This window comes from Methylorubrum aminovorans (assembly GCF_022179725.1).
GTDB classification, from domain to species: domain Bacteria; phylum Pseudomonadota; class Alphaproteobacteria; order Rhizobiales; family Beijerinckiaceae; genus Methylobacterium; species Methylobacterium aminovorans.
On the sequence record NZ_BPRC01000008.1, the window covers coordinates 62,327 to 85,975 of the forward strand.

Genomic DNA, 23,649 nt, shown 5'->3' on the forward strand with positions numbered 1-23,649 from the left:
TCTGCGCACAACGAATACCTCCCCCATCAACGGCCACGCATCCACTCGCATCTGCGAGATGTTACGTCTCGATCCAGGCATCCGAAACCGCTCACCCGCCAGGGGGCGAGACGGCGGGCGCGGATCGTCCACAACATCTCCCACATCGCGAAGACCGGGCTCTCGGATGGACCGTTCGCAAGGCTTACCCAAGCGCTCTTCCGCCGCGGGCGGATGGGGCGCGCTGAAGAGTTGCGGCAAGTTCCTGTTGGGCAGCCGCGCTCCGCTCTCTGGGGCGCGAGCCCTGCTCAGCGCCAACCAGCCCGACGGCTTCGACTGCCCCGGCTGCGCCTGGGGCGACCCGGCCCACGGCTCGTCGTTCGAGTTCTGCGAGAACGGCGTGAAGGCGGTCTCGTGGGAGGCCACTGACAAGCGCGTGACGCCGCGCTTCTTCGCCAAGCATCCGGTCACGGAGCTGCGCGGCTGGACCGACTACGCTCTGGAGAGCGAGGGTCGCCTCACCCACCCGATGCGCTACGACGCGCAGAGCGACACCTACCGCCCCGTGGAATGGGAGGAGGCGTTTGCCGAGATCGGCGCAACGCTGCGCGGCTTCGACCATCCCGACCGCGTCGAGTTCTACACCTCCGGCCGCGCCTCCAACGAGGCCGCCTACCTCTACCAGCTCTTCGCCCGCGCCTACGGCACCAACAACTTCCCCGATTGCTCGAACATGTGCCACGAGGCGAGCGGCATCGCGCTGACTCAGGCCATCGGCATCGGTAAGGGCACGGTGCTGCTCGAAGACTTCGAGCGGGCGGACGCGATCTTCGTCGTCGGGCAGAACCCCGGCACCAACCATCCGCGCATGCTGGGCGACCTGCGCCGGGCCGCCGAGCGCGGCGCGCGCGTCGTGGTGCTCAATCCCGTGCGCGAGCGCGGGCTGGAGCGCTTCGCCGACCCGCAGAACAGCGTCGAGATGCTGCGCGGGGCGAGCCACCCGATCGCCAGCCACTATTACCAGCCCAAGCCCGGCGGCGACATGGCCGCCTTCCGCGGCATCGCCAAAGTGGTGTTCGCCCGCGACACGGCGGCGCTCGCGGCGGGCAAGCCCTCGCTTCTCGACCACGCCTTCATCGCCGCCCATACCAGCGCCTTCGACGAGTACCGCGCGGCGGTCGAGGCGACGGCGTGGGAGGCGATCCTCGACCAATCGGGTCTGACCCGCGAGGACATCGAGACCGCGGCCGACGTCTATCTCGGTGCTGAGAAGGTGATCGCGACTTGGGCGATGGGCGTGACCCAGCACCGCCACTCGGTGGCGACGATCCGCGAGATCGCCAACCTGCTGTTCCTGCGCGGTCATATCGGCCGGCCCGGCTCGGGCCTGTGCCCGGTGCGGGGCCATTCCAACGTGCAGGGCGACCGCACCGTCGGCATCAACGAGAAGCCGCCGGCCGCGCTTCTCGAAGCGCTCGACCGAGCGTTCGGCCTCACCATGCCGCGAAAGCACGGCCACAACGTGCTCGGCGCCATCGGCGCGATGCTCGACGGCTCGTCCAAAGCCTTCATCGGCTTAGGGGGTAATTTCGTGCGCGCCACGCCCGACACGCGGCTGGTGGAGAAGGCGCTGGCGGGCTGCGAGCTCACCGTCCACATCGCGACGAAGCTCAACCACTCGCATCTCGTGCCAGGCCGGGTCGCCTACCTGCTGCCCTGCCTCGGCCGCACCGAGATCGACCGCAACAGCCGGGGCAAGGTGCAGATCGTGACCGTCGAGGATTCGATGAGCATGGTCCACGGCTCGGGCGGCATCAACAAGCCGGCCTCCCCGCATCTGCGCTCGGAGATCGGCATCATCGCCGGCATGGCCGCGGCGACGGTGGGCTCGGAGCGGATCGACTGGGCCGGGCTCGCTGACGATTACGACCTCATCCGCGACCTCATCGAGCGGACGATCCCGGGATTCGACGGCTTCAACACGCGAGTGCGCCGTCCCCGCGGCTTCATGCTGCGCAACCTCGCCGCCGAGCGCGTGTTCGAGACGGCGACCGGGCGGGCGGGCTTCTCCAGCGGCCCTCTGCCGGTGGCGACCGAGCACCAGCGCGCGAGCCGGCAGGGCGACACCTTCGTGCTCCAGACCTTCCGCAGCCACGATCAGTACAACACCACGATATACGGCCTCGACGACCGCTATCGCGGCGTCTACGGCGAGCGCCGCGTCGTGTTCGCCCATCCGGACGACCTCGCCGAGCTGAAGGCGCGGGCGGGCGAGCGGGTCGATCTCGTCTGCGTCCACGCTGAGGACGGCATCGAGCGGGTGGCGGAGGATTTCCGCCTCGTGCCCTTCGACATGCCGCGCGGTTCGCTTGCCGGCTACTATCCGGAACTCAACGTGCTGGTGCCGCTCTCGGCCTTCGGGGAGTTCTCGGACACGCCGACCTCGAAGTCGGTGCTGGTTCAGGTGCGCGCCCGCGCCGCGAATGACGTGGGCAAGGCCGCGTGAGCGAGCCCGCCGCCGACGCCGAGACCTTCCTGGCCGCGACCGACACGATTGCGGCCTTGCGTCCGGAACTGAGCCTGCTGGAGGCCGGCATCCTCGCCGGCCTGCATCTGGGCCTCGCCGCGGACAGCCGCAGCTTCGCCCGCATCTTCGGCGTCGAGCACGCCCTGGTGCTGCGCGCGGTGGAGGGGCTTTCCGGCGAATCCCTCCTCACCGTGACCGCCCGCGATGGACGCACCCAGCGCACCCGCTACGCAGCGAGTGCGACGGGCAGCGCGATGCTGACGGCGCTCGCCGCCTGAACTCCGGCGAGAGCGGGCCTCACGCCGTGCTCATCTCGCCCGACCGCTCGCCCAGCGGCAGTTCGATCGCGCAGAGCAGCCGCGTCTCGCCGAGTTCGTAGCGGGTCTTGGCGTTGAGGGCGTAGGGCATCGCCCGCTCGATCAGTTCGCGTCCGTAACCGCGCCGCGTCGGGCCGTATGTCTCGCGCGGCCGGCTGATGCCCTCCTCGATCCACTCGATCAGCAGGTTCCCGTCCCCCTGCTCGTTCCGATCCGCCCGCCACGTCACCGAGAGGCGGCCGTGCTCGGTCGTCAGAGCACCGTACTTCCGGGCATTGGTGGCCAGTTCGTGCATGGCGAGGGCGAGCGTCTGCACCGATGCCTTGCGCAGGCGCACCGGCGGGCCGGCGACATGGATGCGGTCGGCGAAGTCGCCGGCTCCGAGCGCCTCCAGCTCGGTCCGGATCAGGGTGCGCAGGGTGATCGGCTCCTGCTCGGAGCGCGACAGCAAGCCCTGAACCCGCGACAGGGCGGCCAGCCGGTCGTTGAATTGCTCGCGGAAGCGCTCGGTGGGGCCGGTCTGCACCATGGTCTGGTGGGCGATGGAGCGCACGACGCCGAGCAGGTTGCGGGTGCGGTGCTGCAATTCGGCGACGAGGACGGCCTGACGCTCCTGCAGATCGTGCAGCTCGTGAATGTCCATGGCAGCGCCGATCCACTGCGTGACATGCCCTTCGGCATCGACGATCGGCGCCTGCCGCACCAGGAACCAGCGGTACTCCCCGTCATGCCGGCGGATACGCGGCTGCACCTCGATCAGACGCTGCTGCTCGCGCCCGACGCGGAAGGCCTCCTGCGAGGCGTCACGATCGTCCGGATGGATCGCTTCGAGCCAGCCGCCGTCCTGTGACTGCGGCAGGGTCTGGCCGGTATAGGCGAGCCAAGCCTCGTTGAGCGCGTTCTGTTGCCCGCTCTCGTCCGAGCGCCAGAGAAGGACGGGGATCAGACTCGCCAGGGTGCGGAAGCGATCCTCGCTCTCGCGCAGGGCTGCCTGCGCGATCTCGTCCCGGAGCCGGAGCACCTCCTCCTGCGCCGCCTTCCAGGCCGAGATCTCCTTGGTGGTGGTGGCGACCCCGTCGCCGAGCTTGACCGCGCACTGGAAGAACCAGCCGTCGAACTGCTCGTGGACATAGCGGCGCTCCGCGGTCGCGGGTTGGCCGGTCTCGATCACGCGCTTGAAGGTGTCGAAGATGCCCTCCTGAACGACGCCCGGGTTGCGCTCCAGAAGGCTTTGGCCGCTCACCTCACCGTAGCGGCTCTCGGAGGTGTGGTTGTTGAGCAGCCACTGGAAATCGACGATCTCGCCCGAGGCGTCGCGCACGGCCTTGAAGACCTGAATCATGTCCATGGAGCTGTCCATGGTGGCCTTGAGCAGGTCGCGGCTGGCCTGGAGTTCCGCCGTGCGCTCCTGAACCTGCCGTTCCAGCTCGGCCCGGAAGCGCGCCTCGCTCTCGCGGAGCGCCCGGTCCGCCAGCACGCGAGACGTGGTCTCGACCAGGATGACCAGGATGCCTGCGATCGCGCCGGAATCGTCGCGCAGCGGGCTGTAGGTCAGCGTGAACCACGCGTCCTCGAGGCGGCCCGATCGCGTCAGGGGGTAGAGCGCGTCCTCGAAGGTCAAGGTCTCGCCGGCCCAGACCCGCTCGTAGATCGGCGCGTTGATGTGCCAGACCTCGGGCCAGCAGGCGCGGGTCGGCTGGCCCAGCCCGGCCGGGTGCTTCAACCCCATCAAGTCGCGATAGCCGTCGTTGTAGACCTGGATCAGGTTCGGCCCCCACAGCGCGATCATGGGGAAGCCGCAGCCGAGGAGCAGGCTGATCGTGGCCTTCAGGCTGGGCGGCCACGTCTCCGCGGCACCCAACGTCGTTGACGTCCAGTCATACGCCCGGATCCGCCCGGCCATCTCACCGCGGACCGGCTGCACCGGTGGAGAGCCGCTCCGATCCATCCCGTACCTTCGCACAGCCTTCCGAACCGTATTCCGCAGTCGGAACGAGCGGCACGGCCCACAATCCCGGCGAGATCGTTGCGGCAATTCCTCAGGCTGGCAATAGATGGAATCGATGCGAACGGTCTCCCCCATTCGATGAGTTCGCTTGGCGCCCAAAGGTACGACCAATCACCGCTGCGATGTGAAAATACGCCTCGTGATTTCTGGATCGCCATAGCTGCCGCTGGCATCTTTCCGGATCCAAAACGCTCAATCGTGGCGATCGCGAGCGGCTTCCCTCATCGGTCCACGATGTGTGACGCGGCCGAACCGGCCGCCCCGACGCCGGTCGGATGGCTGCGATCATGGTCCGAGCACCGGCGGCTCCCCCTCGTCAGAACCGCGCCGTGAGGAAGAGCCGCACGTTGCGACCCGGCAGGACCACCTCGTCCTTGCGGAAGGAGGCGGCGTTGCGGATCACGTCGTCGAGCAGGTTCGTGCCGCGCAGGCCCAGCGTCACCTCGCTCAGGCCGTGGACCGCAGGATCGAGCGGACGGCTATAGGCGATCTCCGCCTTCAGGTCGTTGTAGCCGGGTGTCGGCGTCTCCAGCACGCCCGTCTGCGTCTGCGCGAAGGCGTGCAGCAGGCTCACCTGAGCGAACCAGCCGTCCGCCCGCAGGAAGACGCCGCCGCCGACGCGGTGGGGTGGGATGCGCGGCACGAAGCTCCCGTCATCGAACTGCGCCCGCACGAAGTCGTACTGAGCGCTGATACCGGCAAAGCCGTCGCCGACCGGCACGAGGTCGATCTGGCTGGCAATCTCGGCGCCGGTAAAGGTGGCGCCCGCCTGCGAATAGGTGACTTGGCGCAGATCCCCGCCGCCGATCCCGCACGAACCGAAGGTGTCGCCGCAGGTGAAGCCGGTCAGGCGCTTGTAGACGAAGCCGGTGTAGCGGGTGACGTAGCCGGTGGCATCGAAGCGGAACGGCCCGTCCGCCCGGCGGATCGCCACCTCGACGGTGCGGGCGCGCTCCAGCTTGAGATTCGGGTCGCCGATCTCGAAGGTCGCGGAGGCCTCGTGCGGCCCGCGAGAGAACAGCTCCGGCGAGGTCGGGGCGCGTTCGACATAGGAGCCGGTCAGGCTCGCGACGAAGCCGTAGGGCAGATCTTGAAGCGCACCGAAGCTCGCGCTCTTCGGGGCGAAGCGGCGGATGCGGCGCGATTCCAGCGGCTCGTCGCCGGGGCCGTCGGGCAGGAAGTCCAAGGGGAACAGGGCCTGGGTGCCGGCGACGCGGTTGCCCTCGATCCGGCCCGCCGCCTGGAACCGCAGGCCGCCGCCGAGCGCCAGTTCCTCGAACAGGTAGGCCGCCTGCACCCGCGTGTCGGTGGGGCGCAGGAGCCCGCCTTCCGCCCCGGAGATGCGGAGCTTGCGCCGATCAGCCTGGACGCCGAACTGACCGGTCAGGGTGCCGAACGGCAATTCGACCGGCGCGTGATCGAACTCGATCCGCCCTTCCGCCGCGCGGTTCTTGAACACCGCCTCGATTCCCTCGACGCCGTTGGCGTCGATGCCGAACTCGTTGTGGCGGTAGTTCGAGCCGCCGGCCCAGAACCGGATCGCCGCGAACGGGCCGTCGAGCGGCCGGTACTCGCCGCGCGCCTGGAGCTTGTCCTGCACCGGATCGAGACGGGTGCGTTGCGCCGCCGAACTGAGACCAGGAATGCCGTAGACCGAATCGAAGTGACTGAAGGACAGGCCGACGAAGCCGCGATCGAACAGGTAGGAGGTGCCGAAGGCTCCGCCCTGCGACCGGTTGAAGGAATTGCGCTGGATGCCGAGCGGCGTGTTGTAGTCGTTCGCCGCACTCTTGAAGGCATCGGCGTGGACCGCGACGTTGCCGCTGCCGGCGTCAACGGTCGCGGCGGCGTTGCGGCCGTTATCGACGGCCGAATAGCCCGTCGTCACCCGGCCCGTGACACCGCCGGGCGGGATGCTCGTCGGGATGCGGTTGTTCTCGACCGAGACCACGCCGCCGACGGCCTGCGAGCCGTAGCGCAAGCCGGCGGGCCCGCGGATCACCTCGATCCGGTCGTTGATCAGCGGGTTGATCGGCACGGCATGGTCCTCGCCCAGATCGGACATGTCCTGCACGCCGGTGCCGTTCTCAAGGATGCGGACGCGATGGTTGTCGAGACCGCGAATGATCGGCCGCGAGGCCGAGCCCGGCGCGAAAGTCGTCGCCGACAGGCCCGGCTTATCGAACAGAGCCTCGCCCAGCGAGGTCGGCTGCGAGCGGGCGAGATCGGCGCCGGAGACGACGCTCACCGTCGCGAAGCGGTCGGCCACCACCGGCAGGACACCGGCCAAGTTCGGCATCGGTCCCGATGCGGCGCCCTCGCGCCGGGTCTTCCGGTCGGAGGTCACGCTGATCTCGTCGAGGGACACTTCCTCGGCCTGGAGCGGCGACACGACGAGACCGGCGATGCCGATTCCGGCCCAGCGACCAAGTCCATAGCGTTTCCTCGACATAAGACCTCTCACTCGAACTTATAGCTGATGCTATATTTTCAAGCGTAGCCGTTGTCGAGAGGGAAGCGCCGCTGAAACGCGAAGCGCGCCGCCCTCCTGCGAGAGCGGCGCGCCAGCCGGTCGTTCGATGTGAGTATAGGCGCGGATCAGTAATCCTGCGGCTCGGCCTCCACCAGGATCTCACGCTTGCCGGCATGGTTGGCCGGGCCGACGAGGCCTTCGGTTTCCATCCGCTCCATCAGCGAGGCGGCGCGGTTGTAGCCGATCTGCAGGCGACGCTGGATGTAGGAGGTGGAGGCCTTCTTGTCCCGCAGCACCACGGCCACCGCCTGCTCGTAGAGGTCGCCCCCTTCCCCGCCGCCGAACTGGCCGCCATCGAAGACCGGGCCATCCTCGGACGGGGCGGCGCCGGCCGGGATCTCGCCTTCCTCCGCCGTGACAGCCTCCAGATAGGAGGGCCGGCCCTGGCGCTTGAGGTGGGCGACCACGCTCTCGACTTCCGAATCCGAGCAGAACGGCCCGTGCACGCGGGTCGTGCGTCCGCCACCGGCCATGAACAGCATGTCGCCCTGGCCCAGCAGCTGCTCCGCGCCCATCTCGCCCAGGATCGTGCGGCTATCGATCTTGCTCGTCACCTGGAAGGAGATCCGGGTCGGGAAGTTCGCCTTGATCGTGCCGGTGATGACGTCGACCGAGGGGCGCTGCGTCGCCATGATCAGGTGGATGCCCGCCGCCCGCGCCATCTGAGCGAGACGCTGGATCGCGCCCTCGATGTCCTTGCCCGCTACCATCATCAGGTCGGCCATCTCGTCGACCACGATCACGATGTAGGGCAGCGGGTTGAGGTCCATGACCTCATCCTCGTAGACCGCCTCGCCGGTGGTGCGGTCGAAGCCGGTCTGAACCGTGCGGGTCAGGGTCTCGCCGCGGGCGCGGGCCTCTTCGAGGCGGGCATTGAAGCCGTCGATGTTGCGCACACCGACCTTCGACATCTTCTTGTAGCGCTCCTCCATCTCGCGCACGGCCCATTTGAGGGCGATGACCGCCTTCTTCGGATCGGTGACGACGGGGGAGAGCAGGTGCGGGATGCCGTCATAGACCGACAGCTCCAGCATCTTGGGATCGACCATGATCAGACGGCACTCTTCCGGCTTCAGGCGGTAGAGCAGCGACAGGATCATGGTGTTGATGGCCACCGACTTGCCGGAGCCGGTGGTGCCGGCCACCAGCAGGTGCGGCATGCGGGCGAGGTCGGCGATGATCGGCTCGCCGCCGATGTTCTTGCCCAGGCACAGCGCCAGCTTGTGCTTGGATTCGACGAAGTCCTCGGAGGCGAGCAGTTCGCGCAGAAATACCGTTTCACGCTTGGCGTTCGGCAGCTCGATGCCGATGGCATTGCGGCCGGGTACGACGGCGACGCGGGCGGAGACGGCGGACATCGAGCGGGCGATGTCGTCGGCGAGCGCGATGACGCGGCTCGACTTGGTGCCCGGTGCCGGCTCCAGCTCGTAGAGGGTCACGACCGGGCCGGGGCGCACGGCCAGGATGTCGCCGCGCACGCCGAAATCCTGAAGCGTGGCTTCCAGCATGGTGGCGTTCTGCTCCAGCGCCTCCGCCGAGACCTCGGAGCCCGGCGCCGCCTCACGCGGGCGGGCGAGAAGCTCCAGGGCGGGCAGCCGGTACTCGCCAGCCTCCGGGCGGGGCTCGAGCGGGCGCGGGCGCGCCGCCGGAGCCTGCGGCAGCGGGCGCGAGACGCGGGTGGACGGTTCGAGGGCGGCCGCCTCCGCCTCACGGGCGTCAAGCGCAGGGCGCGGCGGGACGGCGCGGACGGGCCCGTCGTCCGCGTCGTCGTCCTGCGGTTCGAATTGCGGCTCGCGGCGGCCTGAGACATCGGCATGCTCGCGGGCGTGCGGCGCCCAGGGCGCCTCCTCCGGGTCGGCGAAGGCGCGGCGCGCGGCGAGCGCGGGCGAGGCGCCGGCATAGGCGAGCCCCTCCCCCTCATCGGCCGGAGCCTGCCAGGATTCGAGCCGGGTGCGCAGCGAGGCGCGGCCGCGCATGACCGCTTGGGCGAGCGCCCCCAGCGACAGGATGCCGAGGCTCGGCTCGTCGGAATCGTGACGCTCCTCGTGGGCCGCAGCGCGGCCGGGCCGGGGCGCGGGGCGCGGGGCGCCGTAGGGTCCCTCCTCGTCCTCCTCGAAATCCGGCTTGGTGACGCGGCAGGCGGCGGTGAGGCTGAGGATGGCGATCGCCGCGAACAGGAAGCCGGCAAAGTGTGCCAGCGGCCCGACCAGCATCCGCGTTCCGGCGAGCAGCGCATCGCCCGCCACACCGCCCATGCCGGTGGGCAGCGGCCAGCGGGCGGTCGCCGGCACGGCGCTCGCGACCGCGCTCGCGGAGAGCACGCCGACGAACCACAGGGCCATGCGCACCCCCCCGTGCGGCAAGTCGCGCTCGCGCATCAGCCGCATGCCCCAGAGGACAGGCGGCAGCGCGAGCATGATCGAGCCGAGCCCGAGGAGCTGCATGGCGAGGTCGGCGACGACGGCACCGGGGCGCCCGAGCACGTTGTGCGCCCGCTGGTCGGTGGCGTGGTTGAGGCTCGGGTCGTCGATCGACCACGTCGCCAGGGCGACGGTCAGGGCGACCGCGCCGGTGAAGAGGATCAGGCCGCCGCACTCCGTCAGCCGCTTGGCCAGGAAGGGCCGCAGGCTGTCGACGAAGGTGTCGTAGGGCGACGCGGAACGGCGAAGGGAACGCATGCGCAGACCGGTCCGGTGTCAACGATCCGGTAAGGCTAATGCGGGCCGGTTAACGGCGGGCTAAGTGTGCGCCCCAAAGCGATCGCGACCCCGGCGGCCGTCGAATGATTCGAGATGTACCCGGTGTCGCTCCCAAAAAGCAGGAAGCCCCGGATCTCTCCGGGGCTCCCCATATCCTGTCCCGATCTCGTCGGCGGACCGGCGTGGCCTCAGAAGGTGAAGCCGGTCTCCACCAGGTAGCGCTCCTGCGAGCGCTTGGTGCCGTCGCGGCCGAAGCCGAAGCCGGGGGTGACGTCGTAGGCCTGCACCGTCGCGAACTCGCCGCGGACGAAGTAGCGGTCCCAGGTGAAGGTCGGCGTGATGGTGAACGAGAAGGCCGAGCTGCCCGGACCGTACAGGAGGCTGGTCGCGCTCAGGGTGTCGAAGCGGCTGCCCGATTGGGCGATGTACTCGACACGGCCGGCCAGACCGAAATTCTCGTTGAAGGCGTAGCCGGCCAGCAGCGCACCGCCCCAGGTCTCGCCGCCGATGATCGGGGAGAAGTAGTTATCCTTGCGATCGACGGTGGTGTACTGGAAGTACGGCGCGATGATCCACGGCCCGTTGGCGTAGGTGTAGTTCACGCTGATGATGCTGCTGTTCTGCAGCGAGTTGATCGTCGCGAACTGGAAGCGCGGGCTGCGGGTCGAGGAATCGAAGTCGCTGAAATGCGTGCCGCCGTTGATGCCGATCGTGTTCGAGTCGTCGAGCTTGTAGGTGGCAAAGCCCGTCACCCAGTTCAGCTCGCCCGAGTAGAAGCCGTCGTTCACCGAGACTGCCGCCGCGAACGGACCGTTCGCGTAGTTCACCTGAACGCCCTGGTTGATAAAGTTCTCCTGGTTGAACACCAGACCGCGGGAGATGTTGAGGTTCTGGTAGGAGAACAACAGCTCGGAGCCGATGTTGGTGAACATCCGGCCGGCCTGGATCGACCACTCGTCGTTGATCTGCCACTTGCCGAAGGCGACCGGCACCGGGCCGAACAGCGACTGGGTCTGCTCGAACGAGGAGTAGAGCGGTAGGCCGAGCGCCGGGATCGAGTAGAGGCCGGCATGCACGTAGAACTGCAGCGGGCCATCCGCCTTCTGGATCCAGCCCTGGAGGTTCGTGAAGTCGACCCGGCCGTAGCGATCCTGCTCGACGCTCGGCGAGAGGATGCCGAAGGCGTTGGTCTGGGAATAGGCAAAGCCGGTGATCGCGCCGCCGACATAGATGTCGCCAAGTCCCGTGACGAAGCAGGCTGGGTTCGGGTTCGCCTTGATGAGACCGCCGAAGGTCGGGGTCGAGATCGCGGCCTTGCAATGCTCCTCGACTACAACCGGGGCCGACGCGGCGGCGGGCATGTCCGCGGCGAGAACTGGCAGCGCGGTGGCGCTCAGCGTCGTCAGCGCCGCGCCTGCGGCCAGAAACATTGTTTTGATTGTCATTGCGGTCAGCCCCAAGTTCGATACGGCCAAGGTGCCGAAGTCACCGCCGCGTCGCAAAATGAAGTTTTGCGCAAGTGCCCAATTTTTAGCCAGTTTTGAGCTGCATCAATCCGCGGCCGAAAAATGTTGCGCGAAGGCAACAATCCCTGAAACGGCGAGCGTTTAACTTTCTTGCGAAAATCTCCCGTTTTCCTCACGATTGATTCACGATTGGGAAGACCTGAGCCGCGGCGGCGATCGACGAAGGCTTGGCGCGACTCAGCCATCGACCCATGAAAAAGGCCCCGGCGCGGTGCGCCGAGGCCCTTTCTCAGATGCCCGCCGGGATGGCGGGCCGCCACTCAGTAGTTGTAGGCGCGCTCGCCGTGATCGGCGATGTCGAGGCCCTCGCGCTCCTCCTCCTGCGTCACGCGCAGGCCGATCGTCAGATCGACGAGCTTGTAGAGGATCGCCGAGCCGATGCCCGACCACAGGATGGTGAAGCCGACCGCCTTCGCCTGGGTGATCACCTGGGCGACCATGTCGTAAGCGCCGACGGTGAGTTCACCGGGCTTGGTGGTGTAGTCGGGGATGCCCGCGCCGCCGAGATCGGGCGAGACCAGGATACCCGTGGCGATGGCGCCGAGGATGCCGCCGACGCAGTGCACGCCGAACACGTCGAGGGAGTCGTCGTAGCCGAGCGCGTTCTTCACGGTGGAGCACATCACGAAGCAGACGGCGCCGGCGGCGAGACCGAGCACGATCGAGCCCATCGGGCCGGCAAAGCCCGCGGCCGGCGTCACGGCGACGAGGCCGGCAATGGCACCCGAGAGCATGCCGAGGAGCGACGGCCGACCCTTGGCGGCCCACTCGACGAAGAGCCAGGACACGGCGGCGGCGGCGGTGGCGACGAAGGTGTTGATCATCGCCAGGCCCGCGGCACCGTTGGCCTCGAGGTTCGAGCCGGCATTGAAGCCGAACCAGCCCACCCACAGGAGCGAGGCGCCGATCGTGGTCATGGTCAGCGAGTGGGGGGCCAGCAGGTCGCGGCCGTAGCCGATGCGCTTGCCGAGCATCAGGCAGCCGACGAGGCCGGCGATGCCTGCGTTGATGTGCACGACGGTGCCGCCGGCGAAGTCGAGGGCGCCCCACTTGAACAGCATGCCGGCATCACCCAGCACCGCGTCGTACTCGGCCTTGGCCGCGGCATTGGCCTCGCCACCGGCGGCGGCAAGCTTGCGGGCCGCGTCGGCGAAGACATCGGGACCGCCCCAGTACCAAACCATGTGGGCCATCGGGAAGTAGATCAGCGTGACCCAGAGGATCGTGAACACGACCAGCGCCGAGAACTTCATCCGCTCGGCGAAGGCGCCGACGATGAGACCGGGGGTGATCATGGCGAACGTCATCTGGAAGCAGATGTAGACGTATTCGGGGATCACGACGCCGTTGGAGAAGGTGGCCGCAACCGAGTTCGGATCGACGCCCTTCAGGAAGGCCTTGGAAAACCCGCCGACGAAGTCGTTGAGGCCGCCGCCATTGGTGAAGGCGAGGCTGTAGCCGTAGGTGACCCACAGGAGGCAGACGATCGAGGCGATCGCGAAGACCTGGGTCAGCACCGAGAGCATGTTCTTGGTGCGCACGAGGCCGCCGTAGAACAGGGCGAGGCCCGGCACCGTCATCAGTAGGACGAGGATGGCCGACAGCAGCATCCAGGCGGTGTCGCCCTTGTTGGGCACCGGGGCAGCGGCGGTGGCGGCGGGCTCGACCGTCGGCGCCTGCGCGAGCGACGGCTCGACGAGGAGGAGGCCGAGAGCGGCTCCTCCCAGCCCGAGCGCGAGAAGGTTACGAGGTTTCATGGACAGGAAGCTCCTGATCGCAGTGCGTCACGCATTGAGGAGGGAGAGGCGGCGGCGCGGCCGGGCGCGTTCCGCCGGAACGGGTGATGGGCCGTCGGGATATCGGGGAGGAAACCGAGGCGGGCGGGCTCCTCAGAGCGCGTCGACGTCGGTCTCGCCGGTGCGGATGCGGACCGCTTTCTCCAGCGGCATCACGAAGATCTTGCCGTCACCGATCTGTCCGGTGCGGGCGGCGCCGGCGATCGTGTCGATTACGTTGGTCACGAGGTCGGCCGCGACCGCCACCTCGATCTTGAGCTTGGGGAGGAAGCTTACGGCGTACTCGGCCCCACGATAGATCTCGGTATGGCCCTTCTGCCGGCCGTAGCCCTTGACCTCCGTCACGGTCAGGCCGTGGACGCCGATCCCGGTCAGGGCGTCGCGGACCTCTTCCAACTTGAACGGCTTGATGATCGCCATCACGATTTTCATGGGCGGCGCCCCCTTTGTTCTGCCTTCTCACCGCCGGTCGCGCACCGGCCGAGACCCAGCGGTTCCGCAGGGATCGGGATGACCCTGCGACTGCGCGCCTTCATTCAAGGACCGTGCCAAGCGGAACCATTTTCGGTTTCGCCCTTCTGCCCAGAACGTGAGCGAGCCGTGACACCGCGTCGAGCAGTCCGGTGGCGAAAATTGCCTTCTTGATGAGCAGGCAGCCTAACGGGTCGGCAGATCCGCTCTGATTGCCTGCTTCAGGGGCGACGCTGACGGATCAGGCCCTCCTGGGCGACCGAGGCGATGAGGTGCCCGTTCTCGTCGTGGAAGGTGCCGCGGGCGAAACCGAGAGCGCCGGAGGCACTCGGGCTGTCCTGCGCGTAGAGCAGCCAGGAATCGGCCCGGAACGGCCGGTGGAACCAGAGGGCGTGGTCGAGGCTCGCCGACTGGATCTCCGGGTCGAACACGGTGCGGCCGTGGGGGATCAGCGTCGCATCGAGCAGCGTCATATCCGAGGCGTAGGCGAGCACCGCCCGATGCACCGCCGGATCGTCCGGCAGGGGCTTCGTCGCGCGCATCCAGACATGGTAGCGGGCGGGCTTCGGCAGGCGGTCGCGATAGCGCTCGGTCTCGACCGGTCGCAATTCGATCGGCCAGGCCTGCGTGAAATAGGCGAGCATCGGCTCGGGCACGATGCTGCCGCCCTCGCGCACGAGGGTCCGCGCATCCGCCAGATCGCCCGGTCCCGGCACGTCGGGGCGCTCGGCGGCGTGCTCGTGGCCCGCTTCCGTGACGTGGAACGACACCGACATGGCGAAGATCGCCCGGCCCTTCTGGATCGCCTTGACCCGGCGCGTGGTGAAGCTGCCCCCGTCGCGGATGCGCTCGACCTCGTAGACGATCGGCACCGCGGGGTCGCCGCCGAGGAGGAAGTAGGCGTGCAGCGAGTGCGGCGGACGGGACGCCTCGACCGTGCGGGAGGCCGCGACCAGCGCCTGGGCGACGACCTGCCCCCCGAACACCCGCGGCCAGCCGATCCGGGGGCTGATGCCGCGGAACAGGTCGGTCTCCAGGCGCTCCAGATCGAGGATTGCCAGAAGCGCGTCGACGGGATCGGGCCTGAGGGTTTCGGACATAGCGGCTTCTGCGACTCCGGGATGATGTGGTGACGACGGGATGACGACGAGGGGCGAGCGGCCCCAGTGCGGGGTGTGCCCGACGCACATAGCGGCCTTGCCCAGCGATGCCACGCGGGGCGTCCGCGCCCTGAGCGGCATCTGTCGCCGCCTGCACGGGATCGCGTGCGCGCCCCGCGCGGTCTATGGGGTAGGCTCGAGGGAACACTCGGAAACGCCTCGCCGGAGCCGAGGAAGAGGAAGGCCGATGAACACAACGGATCGCCGTCCCGGACATCGTCCCGGAAGCCGTCACCTGCTCGTCGCCGGAGCGGGTATCGCCAGCCTCACCCTGGCGGTCGCCCTGAAGCGGACGCACGGCCCGGCCCTCGACGTGACAGTTTGCGATCCCGGCCTCGAGGCGGGCGCCGCGCGCCATCGCGGGCGCGCCTACGCCGTCGCGGCGGGGCCGCGGCGGATGTTCGAGCAGCTGGACCTGTGGCCGCGCATCGAACCGGCAGCGGAACCGATGCGCCGGCTCGTCATCAGCGACAGCCGCGTCGGCGATCCGGTGCGGCCGGTCTTCCTCACCTTCGGCGACGGGACCGAGAAGGAGAGCGCGGGCGAGCCCTTCGCCCACATGGTCGAGGCCGAACCGATGGTCAGCGTGCTCCTCGACGCCGCGCGCGAGGCGGGCGTCCGGCTCGTCACCGCCGGAATCCGCGGTGCGGTGCCGGGGCCGCGCGCGAACCGAGTCAGCTTGAGCGACGGCAGCACGGAGGAGGTTGCGCTGGTGGTCGCCGCCGACGGAGCGCGCTCGGCCCTGCGCGAGGCCGCCGGAATCGGCTGGGTCGGCTGGTCCTACCCGCAATCGGGTATCGTCGCGACGATTCAGCATGCTCGCGACCACGAGGGCCGCGCCTTCGAGCACTTCCTGCCGAGCGGCCCCTTTGCGATCCTCCCGCTCAAGGCGGGGGGCGACCTCGGCCACCGTTCCTCCATCGTCTGGACCGAGCGCAGCGCCGACGTGCCGGCCCTGCTCGGCGGGGACGCCACCGAGACGCTGGCCGAGATCGAGCGCCGGTTTGGGCCCGAACTCGGCCGCATCGCCCTGGAGCACGGTCCGAGCGCCCACCCGCTGCATCTCGGCATCGCCCGCAGCTTCCGGGCGCCACGCCTCGCGCTCCTCGGGGACGCCGCCCACGTCATCCATCCCCTGGCGGGCCAGGGGCTGAATCTCGGGCTCGCCGGGGCGGCGGCGCTGGCCGAAGCCGTCACCGGCGCCCTGCGGCTCGGCCTCGACCCCGGCGCCGACGCCGTGCTGCGCGATTACGAGCAGGCGCGCCGCTTCGACAGCGTGGCGATGGCGGCGGCGACCGACGGGCTCAATCGCCTGTTCTCCAACGACAGCTTGGCGCTGCGCCTCACCCGGGATTTCGGGCTCGGCCTCGTCGACCGGATGCCGGGCCTGAAGCGCTTCTTCATCGGCCAAGCCTCCGCCCTGCGAGGCGAGACTCCGCGCCTGTTGCGGGGCGAAGCCCTGTGAGAGGCCGCGCGGTCGTCAGGCCGCGCGGACGGAGGCCAGGAACCGCGCGACCTCGGCCGAGAGATGCTCGGATTGGCGCGAAAGTTCGGAGGCCGACGATAGAACCTGGGAGGCCGCCGCACCCGTATCCTCAGACGCGCGCGCGAGGCCGACCATGTTGCTCGTCACCTCGGTCGTGCCGGCCGAGGCCTGACCCACGCTGGACACGATCTCCTGGGTGGCGGCGCCTTGCTGCTCGACCGCCGCCGCGATGGCCGTGGTGACGGAATTGATCTCGCGGACCCGCTCCGTGACCGAGCCGATCGCGCCGACCGCCTGACGCGTCGCGCCCTGGATCTGGCCGATCTGGCCCGAGATCTCCTCGGTCGCCCGCGCCGTCTGGCTCGCCAATTCCTTCACCTCCGCGGCCACGACCGCGAAGCCCCGGCCGGCCTCTCCGGCGCGGGCCGCCTCGATGGTGGCGTTCAGCGCGAGGAGGTTGGTCTGGCTGGCGATATTCGAGATCAAGCTCACCACATCGCCGATCTGGGAGACGGCGCCGCTGAGTTCCTGCACGAGCGCAACCGTCCGATCCGCCTCGCTGGCGGCGCGCTGAGCCAGATCCGCCGATCCCGAGACCTGCCGGCCGATCTCCTGCACGGAGGCGCCAAGTTCCTCGGAGGCGGCCGCCACCGTGTTGACATTGACCGAGGCTTCCTCGGCCGCAGCGGCTACCGCGCCGGACTGGTTCGCGGTCTGGTAGGCCGTGGTCGTCATGCTCTCGGCCGTGGCATGGAGCTCGGTGGCCGAGGCGGAGACCATGCCGACGATGCCGCCGACCGCCTGCTCGAAACGCTCGGCCATCTGCCGCATGCCGGCTTTGCGCTGCTCCTCGGCCGAGGCGCGTGCGAGGGCGGACTCCTCCTCCAGCGCACGCGCGCGGATCAGACTGTCCTTGAAGACCTGAACGGCATCGGCAATGCGGCCGATCTCGGTCGCCTCACCCTGATGCGCGACGCTGACGCTCAGGTCGCCGCCCGCGAGGGTCTGCATGGGCCGCACCACGGAGTCGATGCCGCGCGAGACGCCGCGGACGATGACGAGGGCGAGCCCGACCGAGAGCAGGATGGCGACCGTGATCGCGCCGAGAACCTGAACCTTGGTCGAGGCGTAGGCATCGGTGGAGGCGACCTCGGCCGCCGCCGCGCCGTCGTTGTTGAGCTTGATCAGGGATTCGAGCGCCAGCGATGCGCGCCGCCGCGGGGGCACGGCCTCGGTTTCATACAGGGCCAGAGCTTGCGTCTTCTCGCCCTGACGCGACAGCCCCATGATCCGCTCGCCGACACCGGCGAAAGCGCGCCATTCCTGCCGGAACGTCTCGTAGAGCTTGCGCTCCTCGGCCGAGCTGATGAGCGACTCGTAGGCATCGGCGGCGGCATCGAGCTTCTTGCCGCGCTGAACGACATCGGTCTCGACGGTGGCCAGGCTCTTCGCATCCGTGGTCAGGACATGTCTCAGCAGGCTGGTGTTGTAGCGGCCGGTCAGCGCATCGACCTCCCCCGCGACGCGGACGCTGGGGAGCCAGTTCCGCTGGATGGTCTGAAGATGCCCGTTGATGTGTGACAGGCCCCCGAGGCTGAGGGCTCCCAATCCGAGCACCAGAATGGTGAGGATGGTGAAGCTCCCGATCAGCTTCGAGCGAATTGACAGAGTCCTGACAGGCACGACACAGCTCCCGACGCGACCCGAATTACATATGTTAGGTGGTCACAGCGGGATTTTACCGTGAGATTACTAACTCATGGTCACTTTCTACGGCGGCGGGATTAAACCGCGAGGTGCTGTCGATTGGCCGGCAAGATCCGGAGGACCCTCCGGAAGCCTCCACGTCTGCCGAGGAAGGCCGCGTTTGAGGCCGGAACTGTGCGGTTTCTGTAGAGAGGCGGATCAAGCCGTTCGCGGCAAGCCCATCCCCTGTCGCCCGCGCAGGCCCGGATTCCGTCCGCGGAGTGGATTGCCACGCAGACGGGTCGAAGCGGGAGGAGGCCGCCGGGTCGCGGCCGGTCCCTGTTGCGGAAGCGGCTCGAGCGCATTTGCGGCCACCCGGTTTTTCGTTCATGTAGCGGCACCGCGTGCCGGGCGCGTCCCGAGCGCGCCGATCTGCCACCCGAACGCATCGGGACTTTGAACTCATGGCCACACCGGAATTCGATCTCGGCGACATCAAGCGCCGCATGCAGGGCGCCGTCTCGTCCCTGAGCAAGGATCTGGGATCGCTGCGCACCGGCCGCGCGACCCCGAGCCTGCTCGATCCGATCCAGGTCGAGGCCTACGGCGCGTCGATGCCGATGGCCCAGGTCGCCACCGTCAGCGTGCCGGAGCCGCGCCTGCTGTCGATCTCGGTCTGGGACCGCTCGATGGTCACCAATGTCGAGAAGGCGATCCGCGAATCCGATCTCGGCCTCAACCCGATGACGGAGGGCCAGACCATCCGCCTGCGCATCCCCGAGATGAACGAGCAGCGCCGCAAGGAAATGGTCAAGGTCGCCCACAAATACACCGAGGAGGCCCGCGTCGCCGTGCGCCACGTCCGCCGCGACGGGCTCGACATCCTCAAGAAGCTCGAGAAGGACGGCGCCATCAGCCAGGACGACGAGAAGCGTCAGGCCGCCGACGTGCAGAAGGCCACCGACGACGCGATCGCTGAGATCGACGGTGTGCTGGCCTCGAAGGAAAAGGAAATCATGCAGGTCTGACGCCTCCGGCCTGTATCGAACGGGACGAACGGTCGGGCCGCGACGGCTAGGGGTGGCCAAGGCGTGGCCAAGGGGCCGCTGAGAAGGCGACACGGGGTGCGCCAAGAGGGGGAGGCTGCGTTGGTTCGCTCGGAAGGCGCGCGGCAGATCGGGGGTACGGCGGGTGCCGCCCCCGAGGGAGCGGCGCAGCCTGCGCCGCGGCACGTCGCCATCATCATGGACGGCAACGGCCGCTGGGCCGCGAGCCGGGGCCTGCCCCGCTTCGAGGGGCACCGCCGCGGCGTCGAAGCCGTTCGCCGGGCCGTGCGCTCCGCCATCACCCTCGGCATCGACTATCTCACCGTCTACAGCTTCTCCTCCGAGAACTGGCGCCGGCCGCCCTCGGAGATCTCCGAGTTGATGGGCCTGCTCAAGCTGTTCGTGCGCAGCGACCTCGCCGATCTGCACGCCAACAACGTCCGCGTCCGGGTGATCGGGGATCGGGCCGACCTCTCGGCGGACATCGCTGGACTGCTCGACGAGGCGGAGGCGCGCACCCGCGCCAATACCGGCCTGACGCTCGTCGTGGCCTTCAATTACGGCGGCCGCCAGGAGATCCTGCGCGCGGTGCGGCGCATCGCGGCGGCCGTCGCGGAAGGGCGGCTTCGGCCGGAGGAGATCGAGCTCCCGACGGTCACGGCAGCCCTCGACACCGCCGGCATCCCCGATCCGGATCTCGTCATCCGCACCTCCGGCGAGCAGCGGCTCTCGAACTTCCTGACATGGCAGACGGCCTATGCCGAGTACGTGATCGAGCCCGGCTTCTGGCCGGATTTCGACCACGACGCCTTTCTGGCGGCGGTCAGCGAATACCACCGCCGCGACCGCCGCTTCGGCGGCCTCAGCACCGGGGCCGGCTGATGGCACGGAACGAAGCCCCCCCCGCGCCTGCCGGGCGGCCGCCCTTCGCCAACCGCGAGTTCGGCCTGCGCCTGGCCTCGGCCCTGGTGCTCGGCGCGGCGGTGCTCGGCAGCTTGGTGATCGGCGGTTGGGCCTTCGCCGCAATCTGGCTCATTGCCGGGATTGTCGGCGCGGCCGAGTGGCTCGCCATGACCCGCTCCGAGCCGCTCCTGCCGCTGCTCGGCCTCACCGGCGTTACCCTGTTCGGCGTGCTCGCGACTGTCCTCGTCGGCGCACCGCTCTGGGTGCCGCTCCTCATCCTGCTCGCCGGCAGCCTCGGCCTGCTCGCCCTCAGCCACGGTCCGGGCCGGCGCAAGCCGGTCTGGGGCCTGCTCGGCGGTGCGGTGGTCGCCCTGGTTCCGACGCTGCTGCGGATCGATCCGGCGATCGGCATCGTCGGGCCGGCCTGGATGTTCGCGGTGGTCTGGTCGACCGACAGCGTCGCCTACTTCACCGGCCGCCTGATCGGCGGGCCGAAGCTGATGCCGCGTGTGAGCCCGAAGAAGACGTGGTCCGGCGCGCTCGGCGGGCTGGCCGCCGGCGTGATCGGCGGGACCGCGACCCTCCTCGTCGCCCGCGCGCAGGGCTGGGACGCCCTGCCCGGCCTTTCCCCGGCCGTGGTCGCGGCGCTCAGCGGCCTCGCCTCGATCCTGTCGATGGGCGGCGACCTCGTTGAATCCGCCCTCAAGCGCCGCTACGGCGTCAAGGATTCCGGCCGCTCGATCCCCGGCCATGGCGGCGTCATGGACCGGCTCGACGGCTTCTTCGCCGTCGCGCTCCTCGCCGGCCTGTGCCTTGCCGCCCAGCGGCTCCTGAATGCCTAGTGTCTCTCACAAAACTCCCGCCGCACCATCGTGCCAGGAAGAGCAACGGTCAGCGACCGGAAGTTTTGTGAGGCACTCTTGAACGGAACTGATCCCGTGAGCCTCACCGTCACCGTCCTCGGCGCCACCGGCTCGATCGGCCGCTCGACCACGGACCTCCTGTCCCAGCATGCCGGCCGCTTCCGGGCCGGGGCGCTGGTCGGCGGGCGGGACGCCGCGGCGCTCGCCAAGCTCGCCCGCGAACTGAAGCCGGATTTCGCCGCGCTCGCCGACGAGAGCGCCGGCCCGGCCTTGGCTGAGGCGCTCGCGGGCTCGGGAATCCCGAACGGCGCCGGCGAGAGCGCGGTGCTGGAGGCGGTGGCCCGCGAGGCCGACATCGTGGTGGCTGCGGTGAGCGGGGCGGCGGGCCTCAAGCCCACTCACGCCGCGCTGCGGCTCGGGCGCACCATCGCCCTGGCCAACAAGGAGAGCCTCGTCTGCGCGGGCGATGCCTTCATGCGCGACGCGACCCGCTACGGCGCCCGCATCCTGCCGGTGGATTCCGAGCATAACGCGCTCGCTCAGGCCATGGGCGACGGCCGCGTGTCCGACATCGCCAAGATGACGCTCACCGCCTCGGGCGGCCCCTTCCGCACATGGACCCGCGAGCGCATCGCCGCCGCGACCCCGGCCGAGGCCGCCGCCCACCCGACCTGGTCGATGGGCATGAAGATCAACATCGATTCCGCATCCCTGATGAACAAGGGGCTGGAGCTGATCGAGGCCCACCACCTCTTCGCCATCGAAGCCGAGCGGCTCGATGTGATCGTCCACCCGCAATCGATCGTCCACGGGCTGATCGCATGGCGCGACGGCGCGGTGACCGCCGGACTCGCCATGCCCGACATGCGCGTGCCGATCGCCCACTGCCTCGGCCTCGGTGACCGCCTGGAGATCGCCCGAGGCCGTCCGCTGGACCTCGCCGCCACCGGCAGCCTCACCTTCGAGCCGGCGGATGAGGCGCGCTTCCCCTGCCTGCGCGTCGCCCGCGCGGCGCTGGCCGAAGGCGGCGCGGCGCCCACCGTGATGAACGCCGCCAACGAGATCGCGGTCGCCGCCTTCATCCGCGGCGCGATCCCGTTCTACGGCATCGCCGAGCTGGTGGAGCGGGCGGTCGAGCAATTCGCCGCCGAGTTCGGCCACGCCCCGGAGGACGTCGAGGAGGCGCTGGCCATCGACGCGCGGGTGCGCGCCTGGAGCCTTGAGGGTGTACCCGCCACCCGCGCCGCCGGCTAAGATCGAAATTAACCTTTACGAAGTGTTGTCGGGGATGGACCGCCCGGCCCCACGGGGCGCGGGCGCGATTACATCTCGCACTCGGACGTGAGGCGTGCGACGATCCGCAACTTGCCGGCTGTGGGCTCGCTCTGCCAGGGCGGACGGTCAAGACCGGATTCGCGCCCGACGTGCACGGATCTCCCAACGCGTCTCGCGGCCTGAAGGATGATGGCCATGGAATTCTTGAGCGGCATGGGCGGCAACGCCGCCGGCTTCTTCGGGGCGGTGATCCCGTTCCTGATCGTGCTGACGATCGTCGTGTTCGTGCACGAGATGGGCCACTTCCTGGTCGGGCGCTGGTGCGGGGTCGGTGTCACCGCCTTCTCCATCGGCTTCGGCCCTGAGGTCGTCGGCTTCACCGACCGGCGGGGGACCCGCTGGAAGCTCTCTGCGATCCCGCTCGGCGGCTACGTGAAGTTCGTCGGCGACGCCAACGGCGCCAGCGTGCCCGATCCCGAGGCGGTCGCCCGCATGAACCCGCACGAGCGGGCGATCAGCTTCCCGACCCAGCCGGTCGCCAAGCGCGCGGCCATCGTCGCCGCCGGCCCCATCGCGAACTTCATCCTGGCGATCGCCGTCTTCGCCGGCGCGATCTATTTCACCGGCCGCTACGAGACGCCGGCCCGCGTCGAGGCGGTGCAGCCCAACAGCGCCGCCGCGCGGGCGGGCTTCCAGCCGGGCGACGTGATCCGCTCCATCGACGGCGAGCCGGTCAAGACCTTCAATCAGATGCAGCGCGTCGTCTCGGCTGCCGCCGGCTCCTCCCTGTCGATCACCGTCGATCGCGGGAGCGAGGTGCAGACGCTGACCGCCGTGCCCGACATGATCGAGGAGCGCACCCCCTTCGGCCGCCACCGCTTCGGCCGTCTGGGCATCAACGGGCCGAAGGCCGACGCGGCCAAGCTGGTGCATTACGGCCCCTTCGAATCCCTGAAACTGGGCGTCCATGAGACGGCCTTCGTGGTCGAGCGCACCTTCGACTACATCGGCAAGCTCGTCACCGGCCGCGAATCCGCCGACCAGCTCTCCGGCCCGATCGGCATCGCCCGGGTCTCCGGCGAGGTCGCCCGCGTGGGCGGCGTCGGCGGGCTGATCGGGCTGGTCGCGCTGCTGTCGGTCTCGATCGGACTCCTCAACCTGTTCCCGATCCCGCTCCTCGATGGCGGACACCTGATGTTCTACGCCTTCGAGGCGGTGCGCGGCCGTCCCTTGAGCGAGCGGGCGCAGGAGATCGGCTTCCGCATCGGGTTGGCTTTCGTGCTGATGCTGATGCTGTTCGCGGCCTGGAACGACATCCTCAACCTGGGCGCCTCGCTGAGCCAGCGCGGCACCTGACGCGGGGCCTTCCCCTGC

16 protein-coding genes are annotated in these 23,649 nt (G+C 69.2%); 8 read left to right on the plus strand and 8 right to left on the minus strand.

What is annotated here, in order from left to right; translation table 11 throughout:
* The first annotated feature begins 166 nt into the window (after window positions 1–166).
* Complete coding sequence (locus MFF24_RS12905; protein WP_238224791.1) at window positions 167–2,485, plus strand: FdhF/YdeP family oxidoreductase; 2,319 nt, start codon at window positions 167–169, stop codon at window positions 2,483–2,485.
* Window positions 2,482–2,784, plus strand: coding sequence for a hypothetical protein (locus MFF24_RS12910; protein WP_108940032.1), 303 nt, complete (start codon window positions 2,482–2,484; stop codon window positions 2,782–2,784). The genes MFF24_RS12905 and MFF24_RS12910 overlap by 4 nt, the downstream gene beginning before the upstream one ends.
* Before the next feature lie 19 nt (window positions 2,785–2,803).
* Here the strand turns inward: MFF24_RS12910 and MFF24_RS12915 are convergent, their stop codons facing one another.
* The 7 genes from MFF24_RS12915 to MFF24_RS12945 all read right to left on the minus strand — a co-directional run bounded on the left by MFF24_RS12915 (window position 2,804) and on the right by MFF24_RS12945 (window position 14,956).
* Window positions 2,804–4,771, minus strand: coding sequence for a PAS domain-containing HWE histidine kinase family protein (locus MFF24_RS12915; protein ID WP_238224792.1), 1,968 nt, complete (start codon window positions 4,769–4,771; stop codon window positions 2,804–2,806).
* A gap of 376 nt (window positions 4,772–5,147) precedes the next feature.
* Window positions 5,148–7,283: a TonB-dependent receptor gene (locus MFF24_RS12920; RefSeq protein ID WP_238224793.1), complete on the minus strand. Its 2,136-nt coding sequence runs from the start codon at window positions 7,281–7,283 to the stop codon at window positions 5,148–5,150.
* A 146-nt stretch (window positions 7,284–7,429) separates the two neighbouring features.
* Window positions 7,430–10,042 (minus strand): DNA translocase FtsK, encoded by a 2,613-nt coding sequence (locus tag MFF24_RS12925; RefSeq protein ID WP_238224794.1) that lies wholly within the window; start codon window positions 10,040–10,042, stop codon window positions 7,430–7,432.
* Window positions 10,043–10,251: 209 nt separating this feature from the next.
* Window positions 10,252–11,508, minus strand: a complete 1,257-nt coding sequence (locus MFF24_RS12930; protein ID WP_238224796.1) for an outer membrane beta-barrel protein — start codon at window positions 11,506–11,508, stop codon at window positions 10,252–10,254.
* A 341-nt stretch (window positions 11,509–11,849) separates the two neighbouring features.
* Window positions 11,850–13,346, minus strand: a complete 1,497-nt coding sequence (locus tag MFF24_RS12935; RefSeq protein WP_133089420.1) for an ammonium transporter — start codon at window positions 13,344–13,346, stop codon at window positions 11,850–11,852.
* 132 nt (window positions 13,347–13,478) lie between these two features.
* Window positions 13,479–13,817, minus strand: coding sequence for a P-II family nitrogen regulator (locus MFF24_RS12940; protein ID WP_108940026.1), 339 nt, complete (start codon window positions 13,815–13,817; stop codon window positions 13,479–13,481).
* Between the two features lie 260 nt (window positions 13,818–14,077).
* Window positions 14,078–14,956 carry an acyl-CoA thioesterase gene (locus MFF24_RS12945; protein WP_108940025.1) on the minus strand — a complete coding sequence of 293 codons (879 nt, stop codon included), beginning with the start codon at window positions 14,954–14,956 and terminating at the stop codon, window positions 14,078–14,080.
* A gap of 247 nt (window positions 14,957–15,203) precedes the next feature.
* Between MFF24_RS12945 and MFF24_RS12950 the strand changes: the two genes are divergently transcribed.
* Window positions 15,204–16,481 carry an FAD-dependent monooxygenase gene (locus tag MFF24_RS12950; protein WP_238224799.1) on the plus strand — a complete coding sequence of 426 codons (1,278 nt, stop codon included), beginning with the start codon at window positions 15,204–15,206 and terminating at the stop codon, window positions 16,479–16,481.
* Window positions 16,482–16,496: 15 nt separating this feature from the next.
* On the opposite strand, the gene MFF24_RS12955 is transcribed toward MFF24_RS12950, so the two are convergent.
* Window positions 16,497–18,185: a methyl-accepting chemotaxis protein gene (locus MFF24_RS12955; protein WP_238224801.1), complete on the minus strand. Its 1,689-nt coding sequence runs from the start codon at window positions 18,183–18,185 to the stop codon at window positions 16,497–16,499.
* A gap of 467 nt (window positions 18,186–18,652) precedes the next feature.
* Between MFF24_RS12955 and frr the strand changes: the two genes are divergently transcribed.
* The 5 genes from frr (at window position 18,653) to rseP (ending at window position 23,631) form a co-directional block, all read left to right on the plus strand.
* Window positions 18,653–19,216, plus strand: a complete 564-nt coding sequence (gene frr / locus MFF24_RS12960; RefSeq protein ID WP_017485443.1) for a ribosome recycling factor — start codon at window positions 18,653–18,655, stop codon at window positions 19,214–19,216.
* A gap of 120 nt (window positions 19,217–19,336) precedes the next feature.
* Complete coding sequence (locus tag MFF24_RS12965; protein ID WP_108940022.1) at window positions 19,337–20,116, plus strand: isoprenyl transferase; 780 nt, start codon at window positions 19,337–19,339, stop codon at window positions 20,114–20,116.
* Window positions 20,116–20,979 (plus strand): phosphatidate cytidylyltransferase, encoded by an 864-nt coding sequence (locus tag MFF24_RS12970; protein WP_238224803.1) that lies wholly within the window; start codon window positions 20,116–20,118, stop codon window positions 20,977–20,979. The genes MFF24_RS12965 and MFF24_RS12970 overlap by 1 nt, the downstream gene beginning before the upstream one ends.
* 96 nt (window positions 20,980–21,075) lie before the next feature.
* Window positions 21,076–22,254 (plus strand): 1-deoxy-D-xylulose-5-phosphate reductoisomerase, encoded by a 1,179-nt coding sequence (gene dxr, locus MFF24_RS12975; RefSeq protein WP_238224805.1) that lies wholly within the window; start codon window positions 21,076–21,078, stop codon window positions 22,252–22,254.
* Between the two features lie 216 nt (window positions 22,255–22,470).
* Window positions 22,471–23,631 (plus strand): RIP metalloprotease RseP, encoded by a 1,161-nt coding sequence (gene rseP / locus MFF24_RS12980; RefSeq protein ID WP_108940019.1) that lies wholly within the window; start codon window positions 22,471–22,473, stop codon window positions 23,629–23,631.
* The last annotated feature ends 18 nt before the right edge of the window (window positions 23,632–23,649 follow it).